14 protein-coding genes and 6 pseudogenes are annotated in these 17,886 nt (G+C 69.1%); 10 read left to right on the plus strand and 10 right to left on the minus strand.

Annotation, left to right across the window (positions count from 1 at the left end):
* The 5 genes and pseudogenes from GAS53_RS31935 to GAS53_RS31955 all read right to left on the minus strand — a co-directional run.
* Window positions 1–212: helix-turn-helix domain-containing protein (locus tag GAS53_RS31935; protein WP_151481219.1), on the minus strand; the 212-nt coding region annotated here is incomplete at its 3' end.
* Window positions 213–452: 240 nt separating this feature from the next.
* Window positions 453–1,286 (minus strand): PIG-L family deacetylase, encoded by an 834-nt coding sequence (locus GAS53_RS31940; RefSeq protein ID WP_151481220.1) that lies wholly within the window; start codon window positions 1,284–1,286, stop codon window positions 453–455.
* Window positions 1,287–1,875: 589 nt separating this feature from the next.
* Window positions 1,876–2,514 carry a dihydrofolate reductase family protein gene (locus tag GAS53_RS31945; RefSeq protein ID WP_151481221.1) on the minus strand — a complete coding sequence of 213 codons (639 nt, stop codon included), beginning with the start codon at window positions 2,512–2,514 and terminating at the stop codon, window positions 1,876–1,878.
* Window positions 2,515–2,717: 203 nt separating this feature from the next.
* A pseudogene (locus tag GAS53_RS56680) lies at window positions 2,718–2,876 on the minus strand (prepilin peptidase); the annotation flags it as partial.
* A gap of 740 nt (window positions 2,877–3,616) precedes the next feature.
* Complete coding sequence (locus GAS53_RS31955; protein WP_151481222.1) at window positions 3,617–4,138, minus strand: hypothetical protein; 522 nt, start codon at window positions 4,136–4,138, stop codon at window positions 3,617–3,619.
* A gap of 462 nt (window positions 4,139–4,600) precedes the next feature.
* Between GAS53_RS31955 and GAS53_RS31960 the strand changes: the two genes are divergently transcribed.
* Together GAS53_RS31960 and GAS53_RS31965 are read left to right on the plus strand one after the other, a co-directional pair.
* The gene (locus GAS53_RS31960) at window positions 4,601–4,795 is read left to right on the plus strand and encodes a hypothetical protein (protein WP_151481223.1); all 195 of its coding nucleotides are present in this window, start codon (window positions 4,601–4,603) and stop codon (window positions 4,793–4,795) included.
* Window positions 4,796–4,991: 196 nt separating this feature from the next.
* Window positions 4,992–5,969 carry a tyrosine-type recombinase/integrase gene (locus tag GAS53_RS31965; protein ID WP_151481224.1) on the plus strand — a complete coding sequence of 326 codons (978 nt, stop codon included), beginning with the start codon at window positions 4,992–4,994 and terminating at the stop codon, window positions 5,967–5,969.
* Window positions 5,970–6,110: 141 nt separating this feature from the next.
* On the opposite strand, the gene GAS53_RS31970 is transcribed toward GAS53_RS31965, so the two are convergent.
* Complete coding sequence (locus GAS53_RS31970) at window positions 6,111–7,034, minus strand: SDR family NAD(P)-dependent oxidoreductase (protein WP_151481225.1); 924 nt, start codon at window positions 7,032–7,034, stop codon at window positions 6,111–6,113.
* Window positions 7,035–7,118: 84 nt separating this feature from the next.
* Here GAS53_RS31970 and GAS53_RS31975 point away from each other — a divergent pair, with 84 nt between their 5' ends.
* Window positions 7,119–7,688 (plus strand): TetR/AcrR family transcriptional regulator, encoded by a 570-nt coding sequence (locus tag GAS53_RS31975; RefSeq protein ID WP_151481226.1) that lies wholly within the window; start codon window positions 7,119–7,121, stop codon window positions 7,686–7,688.
* A gap of 228 nt (window positions 7,689–7,916) precedes the next feature.
* On the opposite strand, the pseudogene GAS53_RS31980 reads toward GAS53_RS31975, so the two are convergent.
* Window positions 7,917–10,974, minus strand: a pseudogene (locus tag GAS53_RS31980) (Tn3 family transposase).
* Between the two features lie 133 nt (window positions 10,975–11,107).
* Between GAS53_RS31980 and GAS53_RS56685 the strand changes: the two are divergent.
* A pseudogene (locus GAS53_RS56685) lies at window positions 11,108–11,260 on the plus strand (PadR family transcriptional regulator); the annotation flags it as partial.
* A gap of 284 nt (window positions 11,261–11,544) precedes the next feature.
* On the opposite strand, the pseudogene GAS53_RS58820 reads toward GAS53_RS56685, so the two are convergent.
* Window positions 11,545–12,080: pseudogene (locus GAS53_RS58820) on the minus strand (FadR/GntR family transcriptional regulator); the annotation flags it as partial.
* A 71-nt stretch (window positions 12,081–12,151) separates the two neighbouring features.
* Between GAS53_RS58820 and GAS53_RS31995 the strand changes: the two are divergent.
* The 3 genes and pseudogenes from GAS53_RS31995 (at window position 12,152) to GAS53_RS32005 (ending at window position 14,356) form a co-directional block, all read left to right on the plus strand.
* The gene (locus GAS53_RS31995) at window positions 12,152–13,612 is read left to right on the plus strand and encodes an Nramp family divalent metal transporter (RefSeq protein WP_151481227.1); all 1,461 of its coding nucleotides are present in this window, start codon (window positions 12,152–12,154) and stop codon (window positions 13,610–13,612) included.
* 103 nt (window positions 13,613–13,715) lie between these two features.
* Window positions 13,716–14,112 (plus strand): annotated as a pseudogene (locus GAS53_RS32000) (dihydroxy-acid dehydratase domain-containing protein); the annotation flags it as partial.
* 67 nt (window positions 14,113–14,179) lie between these two features.
* Entirely contained in the window at window positions 14,180–14,356 is a 177-nt protein-coding gene (locus GAS53_RS32005) for a hypothetical protein (RefSeq protein WP_398940117.1), read from the plus strand.
* A gap of 230 nt (window positions 14,357–14,586) precedes the next feature.
* Here the strand turns inward: GAS53_RS32005 and GAS53_RS32010 are convergent, their stop codons facing one another.
* Both GAS53_RS32010 and GAS53_RS32015 read right to left on the minus strand, forming a co-directional pair.
* Entirely contained in the window at window positions 14,587–15,102 is a 516-nt protein-coding gene (locus GAS53_RS32010; protein ID WP_151481228.1) for a hypothetical protein, read from the minus strand.
* A gap of 111 nt (window positions 15,103–15,213) precedes the next feature.
* Window positions 15,214–15,750 carry a transposase gene (locus GAS53_RS32015; protein WP_151481229.1) on the minus strand — a complete coding sequence of 179 codons (537 nt, stop codon included), beginning with the start codon at window positions 15,748–15,750 and terminating at the stop codon, window positions 15,214–15,216.
* A gap of 406 nt (window positions 15,751–16,156) precedes the next feature.
* Between GAS53_RS32015 and GAS53_RS32020 the strand changes: the two genes are divergently transcribed.
* From GAS53_RS32020 to GAS53_RS32025, 3 genes and pseudogenes are all read left to right on the plus strand, one after another.
* Entirely contained in the window at window positions 16,157–17,374 is a 1,218-nt protein-coding gene (locus GAS53_RS32020) for an outer membrane protein assembly factor BamB family protein (RefSeq protein ID WP_192583363.1), read from the plus strand.
* A complete protein-coding gene (locus GAS53_RS55405) occupies window positions 17,371–17,535 on the plus strand; it encodes a hypothetical protein (RefSeq protein WP_192583364.1) in 165 nt (54 codons plus the stop codon). The genes GAS53_RS32020 and GAS53_RS55405 overlap by 4 nt, the downstream gene beginning before the upstream one ends.
* A pseudogene (locus tag GAS53_RS32025) lies at window positions 17,520–17,882 on the plus strand (ABC transporter ATP-binding protein); the annotation flags it as partial. The gene GAS53_RS55405 and the pseudogene GAS53_RS32025, both read left to right, overlap by 16 nt.
* Window positions 17,883–17,886 lie beyond the last annotated feature (4 nt).

Below are 17,886 nucleotides of genomic sequence, written 5' to 3' on the forward strand. Positions count from 1 at the left end.
GCGAGTTCCTCGGTCTTCTTCCAGGCCGTCAGCATCGCCGACGTCTGGTTGTAGTTCACCCGCTCTTGCCGCGTCCACGCTTGCGTGCGCGCCGCGAGGGCCAGGTTGTAGACCTTCCGCACGCACCCGAACGTGCGCGACAGCTCGGCCGCCTGCGCATCGGTCGGATAGAAGCGGTACTTGAACGCCCGCTTCACGTGGGTGGTCTTCACGGTTCACATATTACCGCATCAGTTTGTGACGGACTGCGGGTAGTTGGAGGGGGACGCCGGTCCGCCCTCGCGGCGAACCGGCTTTTCCTGCCCTGCTCCGCAGGAGCTTCGTTTCCTCCCCCGGCTGAAGCCGGGGATATCCACGAAGGAGCAACCCGATGAGAAAGGGTCATCCGAAATGCGAACCTACAGAGATCTTGTAGGGTCTCGCGGTTGGTGTCCGGCCGGTCGGACGGCGGATCAGCGCAGTCCGGCGAAGAGATCGTTCTCGGGTACGGCCGCGCCGGTGGCGTCCTGGACACGTACAAAGGTCTCCATGCCCATCAACTCGCCGAACCTCTCCTTGCCCATCTTGACGAAAAAGATGTTCTCGCCCTGACTGGCGTGCGCGGCCAACGCATCGAACTTCTGACCGCTGAACGCGGTGGTGTCCACCCACGTGGTGATCTCATCGTCGGGGAGGCCGATCTCGGCCAGCGCGGCGGCCTCGGCAGGATCCGGCTCCGGCATGTCCTCATGAAACTCGCGCATGATCTCGCCGAACCGCTGCATCATCGAGCGGGGCATCGTGGTCCAGTACACCTTCGGTGCCAGCGCGGTCATCTCCAGCGCCGCCATCGTGATGCGGTGGGCCTGGATGTGGTCGGGGTGGCCGTAGAAGCCGTTCTCGTCGTACGTGACGACCACATCAGGTCGGTAGTGCCGCATGAGTTCCGCGAGTCGGGAGGCGCCTTCCTCCACGGGGGTCTGCCAGAAGGATCCGGGGGCGTCGTTGCTCGGCCAGCCCGCCATCCCGGAGTCGGCATAGTCCAGCATCTCCAGATCGCTGACCTTCAGGACGTCACAGCTGGCCTCAAGTTCTTGACGGCGCATCAAGGCGACCGCCGCCGGATCGTGCCCGGGATCGCCCGGCTTGACACCCCCCGGTCCGTCACCGCAACCGCCGTCGGTACACGTCACGAGAACCGTGCGGATGCCTTCCGCCGCGTACCGCGCGAGGACCCCTCCGGTTCCGGTGGCCTCGTCGTCGGGGTGGGCGTGTACTGCCATGAGCGTCAAGGGCCGGTCAGTCATGAAACAGTCCTCCTGCAGAAATACGTCTTGGTCCGAGTGCGCGGCGGGCGTACCGCGATCCTGGGGCCCGGATCCTGGCGGGGCGGACGACCTTGTGGTCTCCGTGTTCCCCGACCGTGCGGCGCCGGTCCCTCGGTCGATGCAACCGCGCAGACCGGACCGGCTGTTCCCGGCGCGGCCGCTTGGCCGTCCAAACGTCGGCGTTCAACGCAAACGAGGTACAGGTGCGACCCGCATGTCTCAGCGCCACGTCGGATCCGACTTCCATCCAGCACCAGCCGTGAGATTCCGACACGAAATTTGAGACCGTACAGATCTTCTTCTACGTCTGCGCCATGTCGACGAAGCGTGAGGAGCGGCCCTGCAAGGCGACCGTGATTGTCGCGGTGACACCGTCGCGGTGTTCGGCCACGATCAGGTGGCTGGCCCCACCCCCACACGGGGCCGGCCCCGGCACACCCACTGAGCCCGTACACCGACGGCGCCCGCCGACTGCCCGCCGCGCAGCGACGAGGGCCAAGAGCACGACGACGAACCACCGAGGCGGGCGCGGCAGCACACCCACCCCGGCAAACCCTGACCCCGCGCGTCAGCGGCGGACCAGCACCGCGTGCGTGACGGTCGGCGAGCCGACCATCTCGGACACCCGGTAGCCGTCGATCCCGTCACCCAGATTGTCGAGCAGCCGCTCCCCGCGCCCGATGAGCATCGGCGCGATCACCAGGTGGAGCTCGTCGATCAGCCCGGCACGCAGATACTGCTGGATGACCGCCGCGCCGCCGCCGATCCGGACGTCTTTGCCGCCCGCGGCGTCGAACGCGCGCTGGAGCACCGTCTCCAGCGACTCATCGGTGAAATGGAAGGTCGTTCCGCCGTCCATCTCCAGCGTCGGGCGCAGATGGTGGGTGTGCACGAAAACATCGTGGTGGTAGGGCGGGTTGTCGCCCCACCAGCCCTTCCAGGACTCGTCCTCCCACGGCCCGCGCTGTGGCCCGAACATGTTCCGCCCCATGATCGTGGCGCCGATGTTCTGGTCGCCGCGGGCGAAGTAGTCGACGTCGATTCCGGTCTTCCCCGCGGCGGAGTCTTCCGTCGCGGAGACGAACCAGCTGTGCAGGTCGTCACCCCAGCCGACGCCGTCGCCGAACGGGGCGTCCAGTCGCTGGTTCACGCCGGCCGCGAAGCCGTCGAGGGAGATCGTCACGTTGTGTACGCGGACCTTGGGCATGGCCTTCACCTCTCGTGTTGATGTCGTTCTCTCACCCCTGCGTCGTACGGAGCCTGCCTGAATCGACACCCCCGCGCACATTTTTTCGGCGGGTCATTCTGGTGCCCGGCACCGCGCCTCGGCGCCGAGTGCGCGGCGCGGGCGGGGCTACGCCGACGAGCAGCCGTCCCGCGCCGCCAAGACGGCCCTGCCCAGTCCTCCGGGTGGGAGCCCACGAGTACGCCGACGAGTGCCCCGGCGATCAGAAACGGGCCGAACGGGATGGTCGTCTTGCGTCCGGCCGGTCCCGCGAGGATGAGTCCGCCCCCGTACAGCGCCCCGAGCGGGTACCCAGCGAAAGTTCCGACCAGGACGGCGGCCCACCGCCCGTGAGCCGGAGGGGTAATAGTGTCCCGCGACGGAGCGGCCTTCACCATCTCATCGTCGGCATCCACATCACCCATGGCAGCCGCCATCTCGTTCAGAGTCGGCGCGCCGGCGGCCACATGCGCTGCGCGCGGGTCACCGGCGGTGCGTTCGCGGACGACGTCGACGTACGACTGGGAGCCGAAGCCGCGGACCACGAGGACTGGGATGCCGTACGGCCCGAGCCAGTCGGTGAGCAGCTGTCGGAGAGTGTCCTTCACCCTCCGCCGCAACCGCCCGGCCCTCCCTGGTCGCCACGCGTTGTTTGCGCGCTGCCGTTTGGCAGCGACCCGACCCAGGGGCCAGCGACCGAGACACGGTCAGTCGCTACTACCACGCCTCGGGTAAAGCACCAGGTCAGCGAAGTGCAGAACCCAGAACAGCGACTGAAGCGACTGAAGCTTCCTATATATGGCACACACGCACACACCCGAACGGACTCATATACCCCGACCTTGGGTCGCTTCAGTCGCTGCGAACTCCTCCGCATCGCGCTGACCTGAGCGTTTCACGCCAACCGAGAGCAGCGACCGGACAGTCGCTGAGTAGCTGCCCTTCGGTCGCTGCTCCTTCACCGCGGCAGCGATCCAAGCGACTGAAGCGACTGAGCGACCGACACGAGCCTGCGACGGCTTGTCTGCGACAGCGACTTCGGCCATGAGTCGCTTCAGTCGCTCCCTCCCAGTTGCCGGCCTCGTCACTCGGTGGCGCGGGCGATGCTCCGGCCGACGTAGGTCCATGTCGGCTCGGCGCGTTCTTCGGGTGTGGCATTGGTCAGACCGTCGAGGTGTTTGACCGCGTGGCGGGTGATGTAGCGGTCGGGGTCGGGTGACTGCAGGTAGCGGCGCAGGAGTTCGGGGTCAAGGTCCTGGCGCTGGAGGTAGGCGGCGATCGTGCCGACCAGGAGGTGGTTGTGAGCGAGGGCGTCGGTCAGGGCATACAGGATCAGGCGCCGCCATTCGCTCATGCAGGCCTGGTGCTGCGTGCCGAGGCTCTGGGCGCGGGCGAGGTAGGCGTTGATGTGGCGGCAGTGATGGGTGACCAGCGCGAGCAGCTCGTCCGGCACTCCGTCACCGGCCGGGCGCGGGGCCGGCGGCACGGTACGCGCCCCAGGAGCGGGTGGCAGGGCGTCACGGATCTGCTGGAGGCCTTCAGGCTGCTGGAGGCCTCGGGGGGTCTCGCTGCGCCGTACAGGGCGCTTGCGCGGATACGAGGTCATGGCGGTGCGCTCTCCGGCCGGTCCCCGCCATCCGGCACTCCTCAGGTGGCGGGGCCACACGGTGGGCGCTGTGAACGACGCAGTGCGTCTAGGGCTTACCTGTCCGTATCAGTCGGGGGCTGATGCGGCACTCGGCCGGGCACCGTCACAGCGGACATGAAAAGGCGGCACCAGCCGGGACAACGACTCGTTTCCCGGGCGGTCACGCGGGCGGGTCCTGCGGACTGCTTCGGCAGGTGCGGTGTCGTGCCGTCTCGTTGATCTGCTGTGCCGCTATGGTTCTGGGCTGCGGCAGGATGCGCACGCCGCGAGCCTGCGTCCGGTACCCCGCACCGGTCATGCACCAGGCGAAGGACACCGGAACCGACTCGGTTCCAGGGACGGTCCCGCACCGTTTCGCCCATGCCCGCGCGTCATCGACTCTGCGGGGCAGCGGGGGCCCTGGAGCGGAGATCGCTCCTCATGACCAAGTCCGGTGCGAGCGGCCCCAAGGCCCGTGCCCGCAAGGCGCAGCAGGCCGCTGGTGTCCGCTACACCCAGGTCCGGCGCACAGCCTCGCCCTCGCGCAACGGGCGCACGGTGCAGTTCCTGCTGGAGGACCGGTACGAGCTCGGCACGCTCGCAGTGCAGTTGGCGGCCGCGTGGGCAGGGGGTTGAGGAACATCGGAACGAAAACCGGCGCTAAGGATCTGTCGGCCCTGGTGGGCGGCTGACGGAGCGTCGGCGGCCGGACCCGTCTGAAGTCTTCCCGCAGATAACGCCCTATTATCTGCGGCATCGCTGATCACGACCTGCGGCGACGTTCTCGGGGCCGTGCGCGAAGCGGCCCCGTTATCTGTGGCAAGGGGAAGCGGTGCCCGCTGTCGTACGACTGCCTGCCGGGAAGGCGTTGACCGTCCGCGCGGCGGCCGACGTGTTCCTCGACTCGCTGGACAACGCGAACACGCTCCGGTCGTACGGAATCGGCGTCGGCAAGACCGCCGAACACCTCGGCGAGGCCCGCCCGCTCGCCACCGTCGCGGACGACGAGATCGGCGGCGCCCTCGAACAACTGTGGGGCGAGGCGGCGGTCAACACGTGGAACGCCCGCCGGGCGGCGGTGCTGTCCTGGCTGGGCTGGTGTGCCGAGCGCGGGTACGACGGCCCGAAGGTGCCAGCCTGGGTGAAGCGGATGCCCCCGCCGGACTCGGAGACTCCGGCCCGCTCGAAGATGGCGGTCGACCGGCTGATCGCCCGCCGCGACGTCCATCTCCGGGAGAAGACGCTGTGGCGGATGCTCTACGAAACCGTCGCGCGGTCGGAGGAGATCCTGGGCGTCAACATCGAGGAGCTGGACCTCGCCGGGCGCCGGGCTCCGGTGAAGGCCAAGGGCGCGAAGCCGCGCACCCGCCGCCGCGGCGTTACGCGCGAGGACTACGTCCTGGAGCCCGTGTACTGGGACGCCGGTACCGCCCGCCTGCTGCCCCGGCTGATCAAGGGCCGTACGCGGGGGCCGGTGTTCGTCACCCACCGCAAGCCGGGTCCCAGCAAGGCCATCGCGCCGCGTGACGTGTGCCCGGACACCGGGCTGGTCCGGCTGTCTTACGGCCAGGCCCGCGCCCTGCTGGATGCGCACACGGCCATCGGCGGCGTACCGGGCACGGGCTGGGACCTGCACGAATACCGGCATTCCGGGCTCACCCACCTCGGCGAGGCCGGGGCCAGCCTGCCGATGCTGATGGCCAAGTCCCGGCACAAGAAGCCGGAGAACGTACGGCGCTACTTCCACCCGTCGGCGGAAGCGATCGCCGAGGTCACCAGCCTGCTCGCACCCGGCGACGCGCGCCGCTGACCCTGCTGTCACCGGTGTGCCCTACCGCCGTCCCGGCGCCCACGCCGCCACGGGCATAGTCGGCCAAGATCCTCCGGGGCCCGCGAGTAGCAGCGCAGGCCGACTCTCTCCTCTTGGTCGGCCGGATCGCGGGTGGAGGCCTCAGACGGAGAACCGGACGTCGGTGAGCTGCTCGGACACGGCCCACAGGCGCTGCTGGACGGCCGTGTCGTGGGACTTCTTGCTGGAGGCGACCACCTCGGGGTATCCGCGGGTTCCGCCCATGCCGTTGGGGCCGTAGAACTGGCCTCCGGTGACGGCGGGATCGGTGGCCGCCCTCAGGGTGGGCAGCGCTCCCATGGCGGCCGGCTGGGCCAGCAGAGGCTGGACCAGTTCGGCCCCCTTGCGCACCAGGCCGCTCATGTTCTGAGTGAGTTCGGTATCCGACGCGCCGGGATGCGCGGCGGCGGCGATGGTGGTGTGGTGCGGGGCGAGGCGGCGCTGGAGTTCGTAGGTGAACATCAGGTTGGCCAGCTTGGCCTGACCGTAGGCGACAACCCGGTTGTAGGAGCGGTCGAACTGCAGGTCGTCGAAGTGGATGTCGGCCCGGATGCGGTGGCCGAAGCTGCTGACGGTGACCACCCGGGAGCCGGGCACGGGCAGCATCAGGTCCAGCAGCAGGCCGGTGAGCGCGAAGTGCCCGAGGTGGTTGACCCCGAACTGCATGTCGAACCCGTCCTCGGTCTTCTGCCGGGGTGTGAACATCACGCCCGCGTTGTTGATGAGCAGGTCGATCTTCGGATGCGCCGTGTGCAGCTCATCGGCGGCCGCGCGTACCGATTTGAGGGAGGCGAGGTCCAGGCGCTGGAGGCTGAGCTTGGCGCCCGGGGCACGCTCGCTGATGCGGGCGAGGGCCTCGCGGCCCTTGTCGAGGTTGCGCACGGCGAGGACGACGTGCGCGCCATGCTCGGCCAGGGCCCGCGCGGCCTGCAGCCCGAGGCCGCTGTTGGCGCCGGTGACGACGGCGACCCTGCCGTCCTGGGCAGGGATGTCCTGTTCGGTCCACCGGTCGGTCGTGCTGGCCATGATCAACCTCCATAAAGTGAATGACGCTTCATGTTGTAGAGTGAAGCATCATTCATCTTTCGTCAAATGGTCCCGGAGGGCTCCATGACCTCACCCCGACCGCTGCGTGCCGACGCGGCCCGCAACCGCGCCAGGATCATGACCGCGGCGCATGAGCAGATCACCGAGCACGGGCCCGAGGTGTCGATGGAGCAGATCGCCGCTGCTGCGGGCGTCGCGGTCGGAACCCTGTACAAGCACTTCCCGAACAAGAGCGACCTGGTCGCATCCGTGGTCGCCGCCTCGTTCGAAACACTCGCCGACGACGCCGAAGAGTGCCTGCAACGCGAGAGCCAGGGTTCACCCGCCATGGCGGAGCTGACCGGCTTCCTCAGCCGCGTGATGGACACCGTCGCCCACAACCGCGCCGTCAAAGCAGCCGCGTACGCGCTCGGCGCCGACCACGCAGCCCACCCCGCCATGCAGGAGGTGGAGACCCGCGTCACCCAGGCCCTCGGCCGGCTCATCCGCACCGCACAAGCCCAGGGCGGTCTGCGCGCCGACTTCACCGTCGACGACCTGTACCTGATGCTCTACACCCTCCCCGCCGACCAGCCACCCACCGCCCGCGCCCGATGGCTCGCCCTCCTGCTCACCGGGCTCACCGCCCGCTGACCGACCGCGGGGGTACGCCGCCGTCGCGGCCACCGCCGGGACGCCCTCTACGACCGCCTCGCCTGCCGACAGAAGGCGTACCGGGCCCGCCGACGGGCCGCCGAGCGGGTCCGCGAAGCCGTAACGGCCCCGGCCGTTGTGACGACCCGCGGAACCAGCTCCGGGGCTCTGGCCAGCCCGGACGCCTAGGTCAAGATGGTGGCGACCTCGACGCGCCGCCGTACGACGTCACTCGTCGTCGGCAGCGTCCTTGTCGCGCAGCGGGCGCATACCGCTGGGCAGCTCGGGCAGCTTGAACGAGTACCGGCCCAGCATGTTGATGTGCTGTCGCACGAACGGCGAGAGGCGGGCGACATCCTCGTCGCGGACGTCGAACCCGTCCGCCCGCAGCTGGTTCACCGCGGCGTCCATGTACCTCGTGTTGAAGAGGACGACGGCGTTGAGGACCAGGCCGAGCGCGCCGAGCTGGTCCTCCATGCCGTCCTGGTAGCGCTGGTAGAGCTGCCCCGAGCGGCCGTGGAAGATCTTCCGGGCGAGTGCGTGGCGGCCCTCCTGGAGGTTGGCCTGCGCCTTGATCTGGCGGCAGTAGCCGGGCTCGTCGGCCAGCCGCAGGATGTGCAGGGACTTGGCGATCCGCCCGTAGTGCGCGATCGCGTCCCCCAGCGGGGTCGGCCGCCCGTCCCGCGACAGCATCCGGATCACGTCGTACGCGCGCACCGCGCCGGTGTGGATGGAGCCGATGATCCGCAGGATGTCCTCCCACCAGCGCTCGATCCGGGCGAGGTCGACCCGGCCGCGGGCCGCTTCCTGGAAGGCGCCGTAGTCGGCAGTGCGGTCGATGCGCCACATCTTCTGGTCCGGCAGGTCAGCGAGCTGCGGCGCGTACGCGAACCCGGCCAGGGTGAGGAGTCCAAAGACGATGTCGCTGTACGAGGCGGTGTCCGTGACGATCGTCTCCGGGCGCTTGCCGCCGTCGCGGTCGTAGAGGACATCGAGCACGTACAGGGAGTCGCGCGGGGTGCCGGCCACCACCTTCCCGCCGAGCCCCGCCGCCTGGTCGTTGATCATGTTGAGCCAGGTGGCGCCGCCCCGGCGCCCGAAGTACTTGGGGTTCGGCCGGGCGTAGACCGAGGGGACGGGGACGACGAACCGCATGCCGTCCACGGAGGCGACCAGCCCGCCGCCCCACGCCTGCGCGAGGCCGATGGACGCCTGGTGCTCGATGAGGGTGGCGTTCGCGGCCCGGTAGGTGGCCAGCCGCAGATACGTCTGGTCGACGTGCGACAGCCTGCCGTACTTCAGCTCGTCGATCCCGCCGATGACCGGCGTGTAGCCGATGTTGCAGCCGTGCGCGACCAGCAGCGCGGCGACCGTCACGTGCAGGTCCTTGAGCCGGGCCTCGCCGCCGGTGATCGAGGTGAACGCCTGGTCGGCGCCGGTCCACGAGAACACCTCCAACAGCACCTCCGGCAGGTCGACGCGGGGCATCATTGCCTCCACCGCCTTCCGCAAGTCGCTCAGGGAGGCGGGTTCGGGCTCCGGCTCCAGGGCGGCGAAGTGCAGGCGGCCGTCGTCGTCGAACACGATCTGGGAGTTCGCCGGCACCCGCCCGGCGACCTCCCGGTATGTGCCGTCCAGCAGCGCGGCCCGCGCCGCCAGGTGCTCACCCGCCTCGCCGGGCAGGTTCAGGGAGGCCAGCACGGTCGGGCGGACCTGCTCCCATCCCTCGCCGTCCAGCAGCTTTGCCCGCGGGTCGCCCCACTTCGAGGAGTTCTTCGCGAACACCTCCCGCCGGCGCAGCAGCCGGTGGAAGGACTCCAGCACGCAGAACACGTACGCCTTCCAGTCGACCGTCCCCGGCTCCATGTGCGGCGCGGACAGGACCAGCCGCCGCCACGAGCCGGTCAGCAGCGACGTGTCGATCTCATCTGGGCTCACCTTCTTGCGCCCCATCAGGTCGGGCAGTGACTTCAGCGCCTTGAGGACCGGCAGGCCCTCCGGGGTGGCGCCGAAGTCGACAACCTGGACGAGGAGTGTCAGGAACGGCCGTACGGTGGGGAACCGGGCGACCAGCATCGTCCGCCATGCCTCGTCCGCGTCCGAGTCGATCGGCGGCGCCAGCTCGAACAACGCGGCGATCGCGGCGGCCAGCTCCTCGCGCGGCACCACCTCCTCGATCCGCTCCCACATCGCCGTCAGCGTTGCCACCTCCGGCGGACTGATCTCCCCGGACTCGGTGTCGACCTGCTCGCTCGTGGTGTCGAACACGACCCGGAACGCGGTCGCCAGCCTGATCCCGGCCCGCTCCATCCTCGGCAGCGTCTTCAGCTTCTGCTTCGCCGTCTCCCGCTCCGCCCGCGCGAGCAGCTTCGTCGCGATCAGCACCTCCAGCAGGTCCAGCGCGTCATCGACCGCCCGGGACGTCAGGTAGACCGCGGTGGCCAGCAGGGTGGCCAGGCGCCGGGAGTCGCCGTGGCGCCGCAGCGTGGACGCCTTGCCGTCCACGCCGTACCGCGACAGCTCCGCCAGCCGCCGCGGCGGTATCCCCGACACGTCCAACTCGCCCATCCCGAACGCGTCGATCTCCGCCGCCCGCTCAAGCGCCCACTTCATCTGCGGCCCCGAGATCCGCACCGGACCGCGCCGCAGCCGGTCCAGCTCCGACACCCGCGCACCGAGCGGCACAGTCAGCAGCGAGTCGAGCACCGCCCGCTGACCGATGCTCAGCAGCCCGTAGAGGCTGTCCCACAGCCGCTGGTTCGCCGCCTCCCGCACCGACGCGACCAGCCGGGCCAGCGTCGTCACACCCGGGCAGCAGCACCCGCCGCTCACGCAGCCACCCCACCGACGCGTCGAACAACGCCTTCGGGCCCTCCCCGGTCGTCCAGGCCCGCGCATCCACCCACACCCGCAACTCGGCTTCCGCCTCGGCGAACTCCGTGTACTCCAGGACCTTCCGAAGCTCACGGACGTGGGCCAGCCGGGTGTTCTCCCGTTCCCCGTACGCCTTCAGTACCGACGCGTCCGCGATGCCGAGCTGCTCGGCGAGGTAGTCGACGACCTCCGGCGGAACGTCGGTCGGGTCGTCCAGGAACACCCCGAGGTAGCGCGCGGTCGTGAGCTGGGCCGCGAAGCCCAGCCGGTTGTGGGACCGCCGCTTGCCCTCGATCAGCTCCCGGTCCGCGTCGTCCAGGAAGAAGAACCGCTCCAACTCCGTACGGGACGGCGCCCCGTCGTACGCCGCGTACGCAGCGGCTTGTGCATCCGTCAGAAACTCGACCGGCACCCCGGACCTCCACACAGTCAATGATCAACACGACTGCTGAAGGCTCCGCCCTCGAAGAAGTCCAGGTCAAAGCGCTCTCAGGTACGCGGGAGGCTTAGCGCCGGTTTTCGTTCCGATGTTCCTCAACCCCCAGCTCGGCCACATCGGCGAGATCATGCACTTCTGGGTGCACTCGGCGGACGCGGGCGTGGAGTGGACCCGCGGCCTGATCGAGCGGATCGAGGGTGGCGCGTACACCTTCGAGGGCGAGGGTGAACGGTTCGTCGGTGCCGTGGTCACCCAGGAGCTCCCGCGGATGGTCGATGCCGACGGCATCGACCTGCGGACGGCACCGACCTGCCAGCGGGTGCCGCGCGGACGCGGGCGAAGCGAGAACTCCTGCGGTGTTTCGGCTCCGACCTGTGGCCCCATCCGGACCGGCCCAGTTCCAGCACGCGCTCGGCGTACTCGAGCGCTGCGGCATGCAGCGGATCGCGTCGCCGGGCAGGGCTCGTAGGTCGGCCGTGTTCCTTCTCGGAGAGTGGCGGGGTCTGTTCGTCGGCGAACTCGGCGGCGCCGTCGCGTAGTTCGGCCGTAGGCCGCGCTGCTGATCGTGAAGCTGTGCTGGAGGGCGACGTCCAGGGCGCGGCCCAGCGAGCCGAAGAGCCGGTTGCCGCCGGCGTCGAGCAGGGCGCGGTGACGGCGGCGTCCGCCTCGACGTAGCCGGGCGATCGCCGCGCGGCGGCCGGCCGGGCCGCGGCCGGCTCCACCCTGCGGCTCAGCTCAACGGTCTCCCGCAGCAGCCGGCGGGGCTCGTACTCCTGCCGCCGGCGCAGCACGTCCGCGTCCAGGTAGTCCCACCCCGCGGGCGGCAGCACCCTGGTACCGGTGCGCGGTCTGATGCCCGGCATCCCCTTGCCCACCACCGACTTGACCGCCTCGCGCAGCACCCCGCGGCTCACCCCGAGCTCGGCGGCCAGCTTCTCCTCGACCGGCAGCGCGTCCCCGGGCGCGGCCTCCCCCGACACGATCCGGCGTACCAGCTCGTCGACCGCCCACTCATGCATCGTCCTCATGCATCGTCCGATGTCTGCGCATAAATGTTCCTCCCGCCCCCTCGACGGCAAACATCGAATGATTTAACTTTCCCCGTCAACTGCCCTCGCGAGAGCCGTCCTCAACGAAGAGAGTGCTCGGCATGACGCATGCTTCAGGCCACGCGACCCCAACGCACAGCAGCGCGTTCCCCCTGCGCACACAGAATCTCCCGGCCCCCGAGCTCCGCGAGCTCCCCGCCCCGCCGAGACGGGTGTGGCCGATCATCGGCCCCGGCGTCGTAGCGGCCGGAGTCGGGCTCTCCTCCGGGGAGTTCATCCTCTGGCCGTACATCGCCTCGCAGGCCGGCCTGGTGTTTCTCTGGGGCGCCGTGGTCGGCGTGCTCACCCAGTGGTTCATCAACATGGAGGTCGAGCGCTACACGCTCGCCACCGGCGAGACCGCCGTCTCCGGGTTCAACCGGTACTGGAAGCACTGGGGCGCGGTGATGGTGGTCTTCACCTACGCCGCCAACCTCTGGCCCGGCTGGGCGACCAGCTCCGCGACGATGCTGAGTTACGTCTTCGGCGGCGATCCGGCGATCATCGGCATCTGCCTGCTGGCCGCGATCGGGGCGATGCTGACCCTGGCTCCCGTGGTCTACAACGCGCTGGAGAAGCTGCTCTTCTTCAAACTGGCCGTCGTCGCCGTCTTCTTCGTCCTGGCCGTCCTGCTCGCCGTCGAGGCCTCCAGCTGGGGCGACCTCCCCGACGGCGCCACGCACTTCGGCCGGATGCCCACCGAGCTGAGCGTCGCGGTGCTCATGGGCGCCATCGCGTACGCGGGCGCCGGCGGCGGGCAGAACCTCTGCCAGTCGAACTGGATCCGCGACAAGGGCTTCGGCATGGGCCGCTACGTGCCGCGGGTGGTCAGCCCGATCACCGGCAAGGAGGAGGCAGCCTCGACCACCGAGGCCGCCGCGGGCTACGTCTTCGACCCGGCCGACCGCGAGAACATGTCCCGCTGGCGGCGCTGGTGGCGGCTGGCCAACCTTGAGCAGGGCATGACGTTCGTCCTGGTCACCATCGTGACCATCGTGCTGACCTCGCTGCTCGCGCACTCCACGGTCTTCGGCATGGAGGGCCTGGCCAACGACGTCTCCTTCGTGGAGGCCGAGGGCGAGGAGCTGAAGTCGACCGTCGGCGGCTGGTTCGGTACGACGTTCTGGCTGATCGGCGCCTTCTCCCTCTTCACCGCGGCGACCGGCATCGTGGACTACACGTCGCGGATGGCAGCGGACATCCTCAAGTCGACGTATCTCCGCCGGCGCCCCGTCACCGAAAGCAAGCTGTACTTCTGGCTGGTGTGGGGGGTCGTCGCCGTCGGCGCCGCGATCCTGCTCGCCGGCTTCGACCAGCCGCTGGTGCTGCTCGTCATCTCCGCCTGTGTGTCGGGCCTGATGATGTTCGTCTACTCCATCCTGCTGCTCGTCCTCAACCGCAAGTCACTCCCCCGCCCCCTGAAGATCCGCAACTACCGGGTAGCGGCGCTGATCTGGGCGGTGCTGCTGTACGGCACCCTCGCCGCCCTCACGATCCGCCAGCAGTACATCGACAACTTCTGAAGCCTCCCAGGTGCGAACCCCCGCGACTGAGGTAAACGCAGCCGACAACGCCCGCCCCGACCGCCGCAGCCAGTCCTGGTTCGGCGCCGAGGGCCGGGCCGGCATGATCTACCGCTCCTGGATGCGCAACCAGGGCTTCGGCCACGAGGTCTTCGACGGCCGCACGACGATCGGCATAGCCGTCAGCGCCTCCGAGCCGGCGCCCTGCTCTTCCGCACGCCGCCGGCGTCGACCTGCCGGCGGTGATGGTCACCGGCGGGCCGATGCTCAACGGCAAATACCGGGGCCGGGACGTCGGCTCGGGCACCGCGGTCAGACAGTTCGAGAAGGACCTCACGACCGGCCGGATGACCCAGGAGGAGTGCTTCTTCGCCGAGGGCCGCATGGCCCGCTCGACCGGCCAACGCATGACAATGGGCACCGCCTCGACCATGGCCTGCATGGCCGAATCGCTCGGCATGCAGCTGCCGGGATCGGCCAACTGGCCCGCGACCGACGCTCACCCAGCGCACCGGCGCTGACCTGCCGGACTGGATCAACACCGCCCGCGCCGCACAGCTGCCCGGGATCACCGGTTTCGCCCGCGGACTGACCTCCGACCTCGAAGCCGTGATCGCCGGACTGACCCTGCACTGGAGCTCCGGCGGCACCGAGGGCGCCGTGACACGCGTGAAAAAGATCAAGAGGCAGCTCTACGGCCGAGCCGGATTCGAACTACTCCGCAAGATGATCCTGCTCCAGTGACCCTCTGCGACCGGTCCCCAAGATCTGTGCCAGAGCCATTCAGCGGCTCCACCCAGGCGACTCCAACTGGCCCCAATTCGCGGGTGACTTGTGAAGATCAGGCGTTGTGAGGTGGGCTCTGGCAGCGATCACGGGAAGCTGTCACGGTCGGTGAAGGGCGTGTTCGATTCCCGTGTCTGAGCCGGGGTGCGCTGGGCGAAAGTGGGCCGTGGAAGGGCGTTCCGTGTCTGTCAGGGGTGGTCGTGACGGCCCGCGAGGGATCCGCCTATCCAGAAGGGCAGTTCCTTCTGATCTTTGCTCAGTGACCGTCGTATGGCGTTGACCAACTGCACCTGCGCCTGGGCGGGCGCACGATTGGCTTGGGCGAACTCCTCCGCGCTCAACGGATCACGCGACGGGTCGCGTGCCGGGTCACGCGCCACCTGGTCCAGGAACGCGCCGATGGCCTTGCCGAAGTTGTCGATCTCCGCCGCGACGGCGGCGGGGGCGACCAGGCTGGCACGGGTCAGGGCTGCACTCCACTCGCTCCAGTCGTAGTCCCATCCCTGTCGGTCGGCATGGGCGCGGCTGATGGTCATCGTGAACTTGGCGTAGTGGCTGATCAGTTCCTGGTAAGCGATCAGTTGCTTGTCCCGCAGCCACTGACGGTCCTGGGCCCGGTGCGTGACAATGCCCCCGACCAGGACCCCGATCGTGGCGGACAGCGCCCCGGCGGCCGTTGTCACCAGTGTGTCCAGCAGTGCCACCCGAGGCCCCGCATCCCCTGTCGCTCGAACGTCAGCGGCTCGAACCTACTGGTGACCAACCTCCGGTGACAATGCCCAACCTGCGTTGGCGCAGGCAGCCGTCGCGGCGGGTCACGCGAGCAGGATCATCTTCCGTAGGAGTTCGAATTCGGCGCGCCCATACAGCTGCCTCTTGATCTTTTTGATGCGGTTCACGGCGCCCTCGGTACCGCCCGAGCTCCAGCGGAGGGTGAGCCCGGCGGTGACGGCGTCGAGATCATTGGTGAGGTCGCGGGCGAAACCGGTCAGGCCGGGCAGGTCCGCCGTAAGAGCCTCGTCGATCCAGGCGGGCAGGAGGACGCCGGTCTGCTGGGTGAGCATGTCACCGAAGTCACGGACGAGTTGGTGCGCGGTGGCCAGCTCGGGGCAGGTGTCCAGGACCGCTTTGAGCTGCTGGTGTTCGTCCTCGGTGAGCGAGGCTGGCCGGCGGGTGAGCCAGCCGGTGACCTGCCGCGCGGTCGGCGGTGCCGGGGCGGCTGTGGGGTCCGGCGGGGCTGGTGAAGGCGGTGCCGCGCCCAGTTCCCGCTCGACGTGAGGCGGCCAGATGCGGGAGATCGTCAACGCCCCGGCCGTGACGACGTCCTGGACGTGCGGGGCGGGAAAAGCCATGCTGCTTCTTCACCTCCCCCGGCGCCGCTGCTGACGGCGGCGCGTAGCCGTCACGAACTCGTCGCAACAAAGGGAAGCCTCCTGAGCGAGCTGTACGCCCTCGCCCAGGACCGCTGACCGACGACCAACGAAGGCCACAGAAGGCCACCGACGCGGTCTGTAGCGGTCGGTCCTGCTCTTTTGTGATCTTTCGAGGAGAGGCACGCCCTGTGCTCCGTACGGTCCAGGCTGTGGCGGTACGGAGCACAGGGCGCCGCCGCCCGTCACGCACGCAAGGTTTCTACGTGCCTATCGGTACGAAGACGGGTCTCTGTCGGTACGAAGACGGGTCGGGATGCGAAGTCCACGTTATGCAGCTGCGGTTGGCGTGCCCAGGAGGACGCGGAAGATGTGGGGACGAGTACTCGTGAGGGCAGCCGCCTCCATCGCGGTGTGCTCCCTGGCCGCCTGTGGCGGCGGCCAGGCGCCCGCCGAGGGAAAGGCACCGCGCGAGGCCTCATCGGGCTCGACCTCGATTGCGGGCAGCGGCGGAACGCGGCCGCAGGGCCCACCCCAGGACTTCGAGCCAGAAGCCATCGGCTCGTTCGACTGGTACGGAGGGCAGTGGCCATTGCCACCAACCTTCGGTGGCGGTGCCGGCGACTTCCTGGCACTCGGCGACCGTCTTGCGTACACCTACGACACAAAGGACGTCGGCATCACCGCCTACCGGCTGGACGACGGGGAAATCACATGGTGCAAGAAGGTGCCGGACGGGGACTCCGTCGCGCTGGCGCCGCGCCTGGCAGGCACCGCCGTGATCGGCGCTTTCGCCAGAAGCACCGAGGGGAGAGGTACCTCCGCGGGCCACCACGCCATCACGGTCGCCGCGTACGACGCGGCTACCGGCAAGGCGCTTTGGACACGTGACGTCGTGGAGGGCGACGGCACTGCGGTTCCCACCGCTCACATCGTCGGGGCCACCGACCGGCGGGTACTCGTATCCGCTGAGGACGGCTCCAGTGCCCTGGTCGACGTGCGAACTGGCCGACTGGTCTGGACCGACCGGGACTTCGAAGGGGTCGATCTGGAGGACACGGTGGCCGTCGGTAGGCGCGACGACGGCGTTTTCGTGGGCAAGTCAACCTCGGACGGCCGCCAGTTGTGGAAGCGGCAAGTCGTCATCGGCGAGGGGCTGACGGCCGATCCAGGTCCTGGGCTGACCCTGGCAGGCGGGATCGGGCAAGAAGACCTGCTTGTCGACCCGGTCACGGGGAAGACCAGTCTGGACATGAAGGATGGGGCATCTGACTGTCACTACGACGGCTGGACCACGACTGTCTGCTCCGGTACCGATGGATCCGGTTCCGCCACCGTCACAGCCGTGGACCTGCGCAGCGCGCGCGTACTGTGGCGCCTGCCGGACGAAGCCGCGAACCGGATCGTGCCGCAGGTGACCTCAGCGTGGCACGGCCTGGTCTACGCCGAAGCCAACGGTCCCATGACTCTCGACGCCCGCACGGGCAAGGACCTCCGCACGGATATCAGCCTCGCCCCATCCATGGTCAACGACCGGTACGGGCTGGTGTACGACGATCTCGACAGGATCATCAAGGTCTACCGAGCGAGGCACCGACCGGCGTGATCGTCAGCGCGCTCCGCTGGGACATCCTGAACGAGTGGGTCCGGTACCTGAACGACAGCAGGCACCCGGACAAGACGGCCGAGATGTCGTACGTCTGGGGATTCATAAACCGGGACTTCGGCGGCGACGCGCTGCGGTGCCTGTGGAGCAAACACGAGTGACCATCGCCCGGCTGCTGCTGGCCCGCCAGCGGGTGGTCGTCCTCGACGAGGCCACGGCCCACCTGGACAACACCTCCGAAGCCGCCGTGCAGGAGGCGCTCACCGAGGCCCTGGAGGGGCGCACCGCGGTCGTCATCGCACACCGGCTGTCGACGGTACGGGCCGCCGACCGGATCCTCGTCGTCGAGGCGGGACGGATCGTCGAGCGCGGCACGCACGAGGAACTGCTCGCGGCGGGCGGACGGTACGCGGAGCTGTACCGGACGCAGTTCGAGAAGCCGGGACGGTCCGACGTCCCCCGGGACGGCGTGCCGGAGATCGCCGTGGCGGGAGAGGCGGCGGCGTAGGCAG

It is taken from the genome of Streptomyces albicerus, from assembly GCF_008905045.1.
GTDB classification, from domain to species: domain Bacteria; phylum Actinomycetota; class Actinomycetes; order Streptomycetales; family Streptomycetaceae; genus Streptomyces; species Streptomyces albicerus.

Coding starts and splice junctions, on each gene's coding strand:
- GAS53_RS31940 (WP_151481220.1), bottom strand. CDS start 1,286: ATGACTGACCGGCCCTTGACGCTCATGGCAGTACACGCCCACCCCGAC.
- GAS53_RS31945 (WP_151481221.1), bottom strand. CDS start 2,514: ATGCCCAAGGTCCGCGTACACAACGTGACGATCTCCCTCGACGGCTTC.
- GAS53_RS31955 (WP_151481222.1), bottom strand. CDS start 4,138: ATGACCTCGTATCCGCGCAAGCGCCCTGTACGGCGCAGCGAGACCCCC.
- GAS53_RS31960 (WP_151481223.1), top strand. CDS start 4,601: ATGACCAAGTCCGGTGCGAGCGGCCCCAAGGCCCGTGCCCGCAAGGCG.
- GAS53_RS31970 (WP_151481225.1), bottom strand. CDS start 7,034: ATGGCCAGCACGACCGACCGGTGGACCGAACAGGACATCCCTGCCCAG.
- GAS53_RS31975 (WP_151481226.1), top strand. CDS start 7,119: ATGACCTCACCCCGACCGCTGCGTGCCGACGCGGCCCGCAACCGCGCC.
- GAS53_RS31995 (WP_151481227.1), top strand. CDS start 12,152: ATGACGCATGCTTCAGGCCACGCGACCCCAACGCACAGCAGCGCGTTC.
- GAS53_RS32015 (WP_151481229.1), bottom strand. CDS start 15,750: ATGGCTTTTCCCGCCCCGCACGTCCAGGACGTCGTCACGGCCGGGGCG.